This window comes from Flavobacterium xizangense (assembly GCF_054075145.1).
The window spans coordinates 56,013-68,098 of sequence record NZ_JBSIPG010000010.1; the positions used below are offsets into that span (position 1 = coordinate 56,013).

Below are 12,086 nucleotides of genomic sequence, written 5' to 3' on the forward strand. Positions count from 1 at the left end.
TTTAATTCTTTGATTTAAAATTATCGTATGCTTTTAAAACTGCCTCTGCAAACAAGTTTCCTTGTTTCTCGTATCCTTTTTTAGAATAATGAACCCAATCCGGACCAATTAATCCCTGAGTTTTTAATTTTCGGATTCCGTCCATACCTCCAAATTCATTGTATAAATCCCAAACGGCAAAACCGTCTTTTTGTGCGATTTCCAAGATTTCTTTGGTGTAATCTCTAATATAAGTATTGGGCTTTCTTCTTAATAAAGATGGCGGCGGCGTCATCACGATTATAGGAACGTTGATGTTTTGAGCTTTGATATTGCTTATAAACTCTCTTAAATGTCTAATGTAACCTTCAACTTCTAATTTGTCATAACTTTCATTTGTTCCGAGCGAAAAAACAAGTAAATCCGGATGCACTGCTTTCAGCTGTTCAAAAAACAAAGGATATTTATTGTAATCTGAATATTTAGCTCCATTTACGCCAATACCGCTATACAATATTCCTGGCGCATCTTTTTCCAAAACAATTCCGTTCAATTCATATTTTGAAGCTTCTTTATTCGGAATCAAATAAATTTTTTCTAATGCTTTATCGGAGTTGTAATAATGACAAAAAGAATCTGATTCTACATTCAATGGAACAAATTCGGAGCTTTTAATCGTTTTCTGTTTGGTTTCATTTGTCGGAATTTTCAAGGTTCTTCCCGCTCTAATATTATTCGATTTTAAACCATTTGCTTTTTTAATATCCGTAACCGAAATATTGTATTTATCGGCAATTGTTGAAATTGCTTCTCCTTTTTTAATTTTATGCTTAATTACTTTTTTCTCTGTCGACTGAATCAAATTCACTTGAGAAGAAGTTGCCAAATCAAACATATTTTGATTTTGAGGCGTAATAATTTTAATGGTATTGAATTTATATGCCATATCTTTCACTCGCAATTCAACAGCAAAACCTCCATTGTCACGCCAAAGTCCAATACCACTTAAACCAACAGGAGCATTTTTTGAAGGAAGAATATTTCTATAACTTTCCCAGCTTCTGTTCGAATAAAAACGTTCGTTATAAGAACCGTTTGTTTTTGCAAGCTGGTATGGAAAAACCAGACCACGACCGCCATTTCCAAATTGGTGCTGCAATTTTTTTCTCACTTCATTGGTCATCAAATCTCCCTGAATATGAGAATCTCCAATATGAACAATATTTATTTTCTGATTGTTCTGGCTTTCATTTTCCTTTAATTTTTCGAAAAAATCTTTTAATACTTTCGCATTATAAATTTGATCATCGGAAACAGGATTAGCGACTATTGAATCGACTTTGTGAATCATATTTTTTGTTATTGGAAGTGAATCTGTTTTTGGAGCCTTGTCATTCAAAGAGAAAAAAAGACAACAGAAAAAAATAATCAGTTTATTCATTTACACTATCATTTTTGACAGAAGTAGAATCTGTTTTGGTTTTTCGAGCTGCTCTTTGCTGATTCGCAACAGCTTCACGTTTTTCACGCAATATTTTATATTCTTCGTAACCTTTATTTAATTGAGTATATAATAAATTTCCAATTGCTTTTGCGCCGCGCTGATTAAAGTGAGTATAATCTTTATTGGCTTTAACCGGCGTTTCGTCAACCCATTTCACCATCGATCCGTCGCCACCCATCAAAGTATATAAGTTTACGAAACCAGATTCAGTATCCAGAGCATATCTTTTTTGTGCTTTCATTAAAGGCACAACAGCCGAATCGGTTTTCATTTCTAAATCGTATTTGGTCGATTTATCTGCTGTTGAAACAATCAAAATCGAAACTCCCGGAAAAGATTCTTTTATTTTATTAACGGTTTTTGTCATCCCTCTTTCGTACCAATTGTAATTTTTAGTTCCGTAATTCAATACGTTTGTTCCGTAATGCAGAATAATCAAATCGTATTTCAGGCTTTTATTAAAACCTTGCATTACACTTGCATTAAACATCGAAATTGGCAATCCCGAATTTCCTCTTTGTGAAAAGTTATCCACGTGAACACCGCTTCCGTTGTCAAAATTGAAGCCATAAATTGGAATAGAATCTGCATTTATGAAATTAGCTTTGAAACTTTTCAAACGTCCTGAACTTACTTTTAAAGTATTAATCAAATTATTTGGAGTCAAATTTTTCTTCAAAGTGTCTTTTCCAATAATAAAATTCACTTTTCCATTTTTGGAAGCTCTTCCGTAAAATAAAGTCGGATTGTCTAAAGTGGTTGAGTATTTATTGGTTCCTGCCTCATATTGTACCCAAGTTGGATTTGCTTTATCATTGGCAAAAAATACGTGTCCGTTCACACCAAAAGGGCTTAATGGTTTTTTCACATTCAGATAAGATTGTGTTTTCCAGTTTTTAGAATAAGTAGATTTTACCGACCCGCGCGACGCCGCCGATTCTGAAGTAATCGGAACAAAACCGACACCGTTTCCACCAAAACGTTCTTGATAATTCATTCTTACATCCTGAACAATCAAATCGCCATCGGTCATTGAATCGCCGTAATACGCAATTCTGACATTTGATTCTGGATGTTTTTCTAATTGATATAATTTTTCATAAAACGAAATCAGGTATTGATAGCCTTTGTAATTATCAAAAGTTTCAGATGGAAATTCAATTCCTTCAATATTTTCATATACAATTTCTTCTTTTCCTTCCTGATCTTCAATTGCATCGAGGCTGTCGTTTGTACTCAATGAATCTTTTGCAACAGCTTCAAGAAGCAAGCTATCGATAAGCACGTTTTTTGAATTCATTTTGCTTTCAGAAAAAATCTTATCTGGCAAAATTTGCTTGAATCCAATAAAAGCAACCAATGCTAATGCAACAATGGCAAAAGACTGAAAAAAATATGACTTTGTATTCACTTGTAATTTTAAGTTTTGAAGTATGAATTGCAAAATTAATTATGCGAAATTTCTGCTAATTCTTTATGAAAAAATATGTGCAAAGATAAGATTAAAGCTTAATTATTATTTTTTTTTATCAATAAAGTAAAAAACAAAAAAGAGACCGGACGAATCTGGCCTCTTTATCAAAAAAAAATAAAAAAAACAAAGCTAATGATTAACTAAACATCGATACCGAAGCATCATAAGTTAAAATGAAATAATCCTTATGATTTTTAGATTTTCATTTTAAAAAATTATTTTAAGATTGCGTACTCCAAAGTAGTATTCCCTCTTAAACCTGCATCATTTGTCATAGCTAGGAATTTAACTTTATAGTAATTTCCAGCTGCATCTTTTACAACATAAAAACGATCTGTTCTGATACTTGGCAATGAAGTTGGTCCACCACCATTTCTCCAGTTAGCTCCAATTACTCTTTGATCTGTTGCAGAAACAGTAAAATTTGCTTCAACAACATCTGCTTTTGCAAAAGCCTCATAAGTTTTAGCAGAAGTTAATACTTGGTAAACTTGTGTTCCTCCTTTTGAGTTTGTAGTAATGAAATCAGCATAACCGTATGTTACCTCGCCACTTCCCATGTTTAAGTAATTCGTAAAAGTTGTGAAATTTAAATCCCATTTCGCTTTTGCAGGTTCTACTGAAACTGTATTACCTGAAACTAAACTAAAAAATGAAAAATTAAAGTCGGCATCTTTTGAGATTGTTTTCTCTGTAAAAGTTGTAGAAGTTAAATCAGCATATTGAATTTTATATCCATTTCCGCTTCTTAAAATTCTAACTTTTTTCCATCCTCTTGCTTCTCCATCAACACTTACTGAACCAACAGCTGGTTGAGTAGTAGAAACTGCAAATCCAAGATTTACTAGGTAAACTTTGTTATCAGCATCTGTAGCAGAAATTTCAGCAATTGCTGTTCCGATACCTGCTCCAGCACCAGCTAAAACTCCAGTTGGATTATCAACATATCCATTAGACGCAAGAGTTTCACCTGCTCCAACTGAAACATTTGCATCAGCCACCTGAGACAAAGTGATATCTGAAGTTGCTAATTTTTTAACTGCCATTTTAAGAGAACCATTGATGATTACTCTAAAATCTGTACCAGAAGAAAATCCTAAATCCCAAGACGCTCTGTTTACTGATTTAATTTCTGCAGCACTTAAATCAAGATAAAGTTGGTTTGGTTGGTTTGGCCCACCAACAGAAGTCTTCAAAGTTTCTCCCACAGTTGGGATCTCAACTTTATTGTCGTCATCATTAGAACATGATGCTAGTGATAGTAACGCGATTGATAAAAATAATAACTTTTTCATTGTATTCTATATTTATATTAAAGATTAAGGTTATATGCTAATTTTAAAAAGTAAGAACGTCCGTACGCAAGCATTACCTCACCTGGTCCTGCATGTCCAGCAGCACTTGCGGTACCTGTTTGTCTTACATTGGTCACATCAAGAACATTTCTTGCTCCCACTGTAACTTCAAAATGATCTTTGAAGAAATTTTGTCGAGCAGTAAGATCGAGCCAATTACTTGGATCAACTTCAGATAAAACATAAGAAGAAGAACCTTGAATATATTGTCGTGTTTTACCGTTGTATTTATAATATCCTGAAACAATTGTTTTCCATTTTGGAACGGTATACGAAAAACTTGTATTTAAATTGAAAGAATAAAGAAATTGATCATCAGAAGTAAATACCTGATTGTCTATTTTCTGAGAAATACCAATTAATGCAGCACCAAAATTGAATGTAAAGTTGTCTTTTTTCAACTGATTCATAGTTGAGAAATTCCACATTCTGTATTTGCTGATATTGATATATTGATACTCTGGATTCCCAGTATCTGGATTAAACCTTACCAATGCCATGTCAATTCTATCATTTACATTCAGATAACTTCCTGCAAAAGTGTTAGAAAGTTGCAATCCTGATGAAAATAAAGTCATTTTCTTAAGACTGGTTTCGTAAGATGTACTCGTTTCAGGAATCAGGTTTTCGTTTCCTGTAAAGAAGTGTCCGTCAAATATTTGTTTTGAATATAATTCATCAAAAGTTGGCGTTCTAAAAGAGTTACCATATGAGCCGCGAAGTTCAATTCCTTTTTCAAATAAATATCGTAAACCTAATGAGGAAGCATATTGATTTTTAAATTGAGACTGAACAGAAAATCGGATTCCTGGTCGAATTGAAAATTTGTGCGTTGCCATAATTTCTGACGAAGCAAAAAAATCATAATTCTCAAGTGTTTTTCGAACTGGAGTAAAAATATTATTTGCCTCCTGAACTAATGCATAACCTTGATTGTTGACAAATTCGTAGCCCAATTGCAAGTCAACTGTTTTATCTGAAAAAAAGTTATTTAAAGTTCCTGTCGAATAAAGCACTTCCATCGCCTGATCTTTTACAGTCGTATTATTGCTTTCTGTCTTACTTCCTATATTATATCTAAAACTTTCAACATCACGCTCTTGTTTTTGATGCGAAAGCGAAACATTGTAATTTAATTGCGACAATAATCTTCCTGTCGCATTTAAATTATGAAAATATCGGTCTGTAAAATATCTTTTATCATCTGCATAACGATATGAACCTAAAGTGCTGTTATATCCAGATTGAACCGTACTATTATAATAATCTACATTTTCATCTAAAAACTCAAATTTGTAGTAAAAACGAAAATTGTCTTTGTGATATGAAATCGTTGCCGTACCGTTTAATTGATCTTTTGGAAGCCAGCTGTAACCACGTGTTCCATCATTTTCAGCATAATTTTCTCCGTTTTTGTCATTCAAATATCCTTGAAAATCATTTCGATTTATTCCCGCTGAAACAAACCAATTTTTATCAAAAGTATGAGAAACTCTAAGAGACTGAATGTGACGTCCTTCATCAAAAAGAGAATATTCATTATTGACCGTTTCCTCTTGAACTGAAGCATTAATACCCCATTTATATTTAGAAGATTTTTTAGTGATAATATTCAAAACACCACTCACAGCATTAGCTCCGTAAGTAACTCCCATTGAACCTTCTACAATTTCAACATGATCAACATCATTAAGATTAATTTGCGATAAATCGATATTATTTCCTAAACCAGCTTCATTAACAAGAGGAACATTATCAACCAATATTTTAAAATATTGTGCATCTAAACCGAATAAAGAAACTGTAGAACGACCACTTGTTCCACTTGGACTAACCGTGATATTTAAATATTGATTTAAAATATCGGCTAAATTATTAGCTGCCAGATTTTGAATATCCTGATTTGAAATCACACGAACGTTAAAAACAGATTTTTTTATGGATTGAGGCTCAAACTGTCCTGTTACAACAACCTCAGAAAGTTTTTCCTGAGATACAATACTATCTTTTTGCTGAGCAAAAGAATAGGTACAAAATAGAAGTCCAGCAAAAAGGGTAATTTTAATTTTCATTATTTTTATTCAGTCTTAATAACAGTGCAAATATAAAAACTATTTTTATTTATTCTAAATAAATTATATATATTTGCAAAAATGTAAAAACAAAATATTAAGTTATGATTACAAAAAGCCTCTATTTATCGGCCGTAATGGCTTTGACTTGTGGTCTTGGTTTCGCTCAGGACAAAAAACAACAAGACATTAAATCAATAAAATCTATGTGTGGTTGCTATGAAGTAAAATTCAACTTCACAGAAACATTTTCATATCCTAAAGATTCTCTTACTTATAAACCATCTGAAACTAAGCATGAATCAGCTTTAGAATGGGTTGAATTATTAGAAGACACGCCTAATAAAATTGTAATGCAGCATTTATTGATCGTGAGCGATGATATGATCATCAAACACTGGAGACAAGACTGGCTATATGAAAACACAGACTTATATTCTTTCGATAAAGGAACCTCTTGGAAGTATAAAAAATTAGATAAAAAAGCTGTTAAAGGTCAATGGACACAAAAAGTATATCAAGTAGATGATAGTCCACGTTACGAAGGATCATCAACTTGGGTTCACGTTGACGGAAATGATTACTGGGCAAATGTTGCCGATGCTCCGCTTCCTAGAAGAGAGCAAACAAAACGCAATGATTATAATGTTTTAAAAAGAAGAAATATCCACGAAATCACTTCTACGGGATGGAATCATGAGCAAGACAATGACAAATTGGTTCGTGATGATGCTGGAAAAGATGTTTTGTTAGCACAAGAAAAAGGTTTTGATGTTTACACTAAAGTTCCAGATTCTAAATGTGCTGCTGCACAAAAATGGTGGGGAACAAACAAAGTGCTCTGGAAAAACGTTCGTGATAAATGGCAAACTCTTTTTGACAGACATCAAGATTTAAACTTAGAAGCAAAAGTAGATCGTAAAGCTTTGTATTCTCTTTTATTTGATTTAAAACCAGAAGCAACAAAAGCAGAATCTGATGCAATTATTGATAAGTTCGTTAAAAAATAAATTGTTTGTGTTAGTTGTAAAAAAAGCCGGTAATATTTAATTACCGGCTTTTTTTACAGATGTCAATGCCTAAACTAAGTGGTAAAAAAATTAGTTTTTATCCCACCATACATTTGTAGTAACATTACTTACTACAGTTGCATTGCTATTATAATGTCTTTCTTCATCAGGAGTTGGAAGTCTTACGGGAATGGCTTTTGTATTTGATGCTTGGTTTGGAACCAAAACAGGGAAACCAGTTCTTCTGTAGTCATTAAATGGCTCCATTGTCAAGAAAAGTGCAATATATTTTTGTTGAATAATATTAGCTAAAGTTACTGTTGAAGTTGCATTCGCTAAGAAAGTTGATGTAGCTGCTGTACCAGTTATTTTTAAAACAGAAGCTGCGATCCCAGCTTGAAATGCCGGTTGAGCATTTTGTCCCAGTCTTAACTTTGCTTCTGCCTCAATGAACTTTGCTTCAGCAAAAGTAACCATTCCAACCGCTGAAGTTGGACTTGCAAATGCAGAACCAATATAAGAAGTTGTGACAGTTGCTTGATCGTCAGCAGCATTTCCAGTGTAAGTTCCTTCTTTGTTTTTTGCAATAATAAAAGGTAATCTTGGATCACTAGTGTTATTTAAGTAATCAACAAAATATTTACCTGTTTTCAAATAGTTTACGCGACTCACATTGAATGCATACCATTGGTTAAGTCCATTAGCAGTTCCTGGAAAGAAAGTATTGGCATCATCATCATTTGAAGTAATCCCTGATGCATTAATATATTCTAAGGCTTTTTGTGCCGATCCTGTATCAACTTGAGATAGTCTTAGTGCATATCTTGCTTTTAATACATAAGCAATTTTAATCCACTTTTGAGTATTACCTTTAAATATAAAATCATCATCAGAAGGAGTAGTTAAGTTGCTAGATACAGGTTTTTTCAAATTTACAATAGCTTCATCTAAAATAGATTGTAGCCTTTGGTAAATTTCCTGTTGAGTATTGTATTTAGGTGTTTTATTTCCTTCTTCAGCTTTAAATGCTTCATCATAAGGAACATCTCCCCACATATCAGTAGCGTATCCTAAATTCAATGCAGTTAAAACCTGTCCCATTCCATTGTAGTATGGATATTGACTTGCAAAATCACGAGTCAAAAGATGACCGCTCATAAGAGTGGTTCCATAAATGGTATTCCATTCGTTAGTTACGTCATTTTCTGAAATGATGTACTGAGAAATAGGTCCCATCTGACCAATATCAGTACCTGCTAATTGCTGAGCAAATATTTCAGAGTTTCTGATTATACCACCTGTATGATTCGAAAAAGTTGAAACCTCCATCGCTGACAACAATAGTGATGGAGTTGTGGTTATTGGATTATTTGGATTTTCGTTGAAATCGTCTAATTCTGTCTGACAGCCTGATAGTAATCCAATACTAAGCATTGATAGAATTATACTTTTAATATGTTTTTTCATTTTTAATTATTTTTTTTAGATTAAAAACTTACTTTTAAGCTCATGATGAATGATTTACTTCCTGGATTATTAAAGTAATCCAAGCCGTTAATTTTTGATCCTGCGCCAGTTAAGCTAGTTTCTGGATCAACACCTTTATAATTGGTATCTAGCCATAAGTTTCTTCCTGTAAAAGAGATTTGTGCAGAACTAATAGACGTGAATTTTTTCACATTAAAGTCGTAACTTAAAGTAACATCACGAAGTCTTAACCAGTTAACATCTGTTACTGCTTCTTCAGCAGCTCCACCGCCATCTCCTAAATATTTTTGAAAGTAATTTTTGGCTGTAATAGCAATGTCATTTTTAGTACCATCAGCTTTTACACCATCGATAATATAAGTACGCTCTCTATCTGCTGATTCCTTAGAAACACCAAAATTATGCAATCTGGCTAGTGTCCCATTGTAAACGGTACCGCCACGTCTGATATCTAAAAAAGCTGACAAAGTAACTCTCTTATAAGAGAAAGTATTTCTAATACCTCCTGTCCAATCTGGAGCTGAGTTTCCTAAATTTCCTGTTTCGCTAGCGATAATTGGTAAACCGTTAGATCCAATAATTTTGTTTCCATTTGCGTCACGTTCCCATTTTGTCCCATAAAAACTACCTAAAGGTTGTCCTTTAACTGCATAATAACCAATCGAAGTAAAAGCTGCTTCAATTTGAACTTCAGTTAAACCTCCCGTGATGTCAATAACTTTATTTTTATTTTTAGCCCAGTTTAAGTTAACATTCCATTGAAATGGATTTGATTTCTTGAAAATATCATATCCTAATTCTACTTCAACACCTTTGTTAACTAATTCTGCGGCATTTCTATAATCAATTGCAAATCCTGTAGACTGTGGAAGAGGAACATTAATCAATAAATCTTTAGAAGTTTTATAATATAAGGCAATGTCTGTTGTCAAACGGTTGTCTAAAAATTTAGTACTTAATCCAAGATCATGCCCTAATACTCTTTCCGGTTTTAAGTTTTGATTACCTAAAGTTCCCGAAACCGTCATACCATTTACACCATTATAAGGAAAGCTTAAACCATCAGTAAATCCATCAGTCATAAACGGTTGACTATATGTACTGATTGTAGCATACGCTCTTGGAGCGATCCCTACTTCACCATATCCATAATTAAGTTTTACATAGTTACCCCAGTCAAATGTATTTGAAACAATCCAAGATGCAGTTGCAGAAGGGAATATGGCACTTTTTACATTATTTCCATAAGTAGAAGACCATTCTTTTCTTACTGTAGCGGCAAGGAAAATTTGATCTTTAATATCAAATTCGACTTGGCCGAATAATGCTCTTGAAATAGTATTTTTTTCATCATTAGATGCATATAGTTGAGTCGCATTACCTAAGTTATATAATCCTCTAACTGCAAGATCCTTACCTCTTGAATATACACTTAAATACTGAGAAGAACGTAAGTTAAGTCCTGTTGTATAATTAATTTTTAACCAATCACTTTTTAATGGAATTAAACCAGAAGCGATTAAATCACCATAAAATTCTTTATTTGTGATGCTATTGAAAGCTATTTCGCCAATTCCACCTAAATTATCTCCATTTGATGATATAGCATAAATTTGTTTACGTGCATCAGAATAAGCATCAATACCACCTTTAGCCGTTAAATTAAACCAATCTGCAGGTTTGTAGGTTAAGTAAATATTACCTAAAACACGGTTTACATCACTTGTTGCAGGGTTCTCATGAACTGTAAAATATGGGTTGTCATATGAACTAACATAGTTTTTGTTATTTCCTTCTGCATCAATATAATTTCTCAAATCATAATTGCTTACAGATCGCATTAAACTTAACATAACTCCAGAAACGTTACTTCCATTTTGTACTAAAGTATTTGTAGTACGAGTGTACTGCATACTAGCACCAGCTTTCCAGTTTTCATTTAATTTTAAATCACCAACAAGTCTGATGGTGTTTCTTTTTAGTCCCGTTTCAGGAATCATACCTGTTTGAGAAAGATTACCATAAGAAGCTCTAAAAGTTGCTTTTTCATCACCTCCATAAAAAGCTATATTATTATTTAAAGTAATTCCTTCTTTGAAAAAGTTTCCAACATTGTCATAAGTAGGAATGCCAAGTGACGTTGCACTAGGTCCCCAACTTTGCGGTGTGCCAGTATTTACAGCTGTTGCTGTTGCGCTTGTACCTTGAACATATTTGCTTTGTCTAGCTGGTAATTGACTTACTTTGTCAATAGCTAATGAGGTTGAATAATCAATACCAATACCTCTTTGAGATTTACCTTTTTTAGTTGTGTAAATTATGACACCGTTACCAGCTCTTGCACCGTACAAAGCTGCTGCTGCTGGTCCTTTAAGGATAGTAACATTTTCGATATCATTTGGGTTGATATCTAAGGCTCTGTTAGAGTTGTTAATACCAGATAAGTTAGCATTAAATGGATTATCTCCTGCTGTAGTTTGATCTGTACTGTTGTCAATTGGAATACCATCAACAACAATTAATGGATCAGTTGAACCTGTAATAGTGTTTAAACCTCTAATTATAATCTTACTAGATGAACCAGGAGTTCCTCCTGAACCAATTACTTGTACGCCTGCCGCTTTTCCTGCTAATGCCTGAACAACATTTTGCTCACCAGATTTTGTAATTTCATCTGCAGATACTTTAGATACAGCATATCCAATTTTTTTTTCATCCTTTTTTATACCTAATGCAGTTACAACTACTCCTTCCAATTCCTGTGCAGCATCAGCCATTTTCACATTGACTACAGAAGAATTAGCTGCAGCTTCTTGAGTTTTCATTCCAATGTAACTAAATACTAAAATTTGATTTGCACCAGCTTTAATCACATATTTTCCATCAAAATCGGTTTGTGTTCCTGATTTTGTTCCTTTAACCAATACACTAACTCCTGGCAAAGGTATTCCTGCATTGTCAGAAACTGTTCCTGTGATTTTCTTTTCCTGAGCAACTGCTAATTGCAAACTAAGAATAAAAAAAAGCACAATTAGGCTTTTAAATTTTTGCTTCATTATTTTTTTGTTTTAAAATTTGGGCGCAACTTAAAAAATTAAAATAATTTTAACAAGAATTATAACCTTTTTAACATACAAATTTGAAATATTAAACTTACATATATTACATATCAAACAAAAATTAGAAGTAAATACTTACTTATTT

General features: G+C 33.0%; 7 protein-coding genes. 1 reads left to right on the plus strand and 6 read right to left on the minus strand.

Annotated features, from left to right (window positions below):
* Position 1: 1 nt before the first annotated feature.
* The 4 genes from ACWA1B_RS18170 to ACWA1B_RS18185 form a co-directional block, all read right to left on the minus strand.
* Complete coding sequence (locus ACWA1B_RS18170) at positions 2-1,330, minus strand: GDSL-type esterase/lipase family protein (protein WP_456909349.1); 1,329 nt, start codon at positions 1,328-1,330, stop codon at positions 2-4.
* Between the two features lie 82 nt (positions 1,331-1,412).
* Positions 1,413-2,894: an SGNH/GDSL hydrolase family protein gene (locus tag ACWA1B_RS18175; protein ID WP_456909350.1), complete on the minus strand. Its 1,482-nt coding sequence runs from the start codon at positions 2,892-2,894 to the stop codon at positions 1,413-1,415.
* Between the two features lie 278 nt (positions 2,895-3,172).
* A complete protein-coding gene (locus ACWA1B_RS18180; RefSeq protein ID WP_456909351.1) occupies positions 3,173-4,252 on the minus strand; it encodes an HmuY family protein in 1,080 nt (359 codons plus the stop codon).
* Between the two features lie 17 nt (positions 4,253-4,269).
* A complete protein-coding gene (locus ACWA1B_RS18185; protein ID WP_456909353.1) occupies positions 4,270-6,384 on the minus strand; it encodes a TonB-dependent receptor plug domain-containing protein in 2,115 nt (704 codons plus the stop codon).
* A gap of 104 nt (positions 6,385-6,488) precedes the next feature.
* On the opposite strand from ACWA1B_RS18185, the gene ACWA1B_RS18190 reads away from it, so the two are divergent.
* The gene (locus ACWA1B_RS18190) at positions 6,489-7,394 is read left to right on the plus strand and encodes a DUF6607 family protein (protein ID WP_456909355.1); all 906 of its coding nucleotides are present in this window, start codon (positions 6,489-6,491) and stop codon (positions 7,392-7,394) included.
* 90 nt (positions 7,395-7,484) lie between these two features.
* On the opposite strand, the gene ACWA1B_RS18195 is transcribed toward ACWA1B_RS18190, so the two are convergent.
* Positions 7,485-8,861: a SusD/RagB family nutrient-binding outer membrane lipoprotein gene (locus ACWA1B_RS18195; protein WP_456909357.1), complete on the minus strand. Its 1,377-nt coding sequence runs from the start codon at positions 8,859-8,861 to the stop codon at positions 7,485-7,487.
* A 20-nt stretch (positions 8,862-8,881) separates the two neighbouring features.
* Complete coding sequence (locus ACWA1B_RS18200) at positions 8,882-11,938, minus strand: SusC/RagA family TonB-linked outer membrane protein (protein WP_456909359.1); 3,057 nt, start codon at positions 11,936-11,938, stop codon at positions 8,882-8,884.
* Between the last annotated feature and the right edge of the window lie 148 nt (positions 11,939-12,086).

Coding starts and splice junctions, on each gene's coding strand:
- ACWA1B_RS18170 (WP_456909349.1), bottom strand. CDS start 1,330: ATGATTCACAAAGTCGATTCAATAGTCGCTAATCCTGTTTCCGATGAT.
- ACWA1B_RS18180 (WP_456909351.1), bottom strand. CDS start 4,252: ATGAAAAAGTTATTATTTTTATCAATCGCGTTACTATCACTAGCATCA.
- ACWA1B_RS18185 (WP_456909353.1), bottom strand. CDS start 6,384: ATGAAAATTAAAATTACCCTTTTTGCTGGACTTCTATTTTGTACCTAT.
- ACWA1B_RS18190 (WP_456909355.1), top strand. CDS start 6,489: ATGATTACAAAAAGCCTCTATTTATCGGCCGTAATGGCTTTGACTTGT.
- ACWA1B_RS18195 (WP_456909357.1), bottom strand. CDS start 8,861: ATGAAAAAACATATTAAAAGTATAATTCTATCAATGCTTAGTATTGGA.
- ACWA1B_RS18200 (WP_456909359.1), bottom strand. CDS start 11,938: ATGAAGCAAAAATTTAAAAGCCTAATTGTGCTTTTTTTTATTCTTAGT.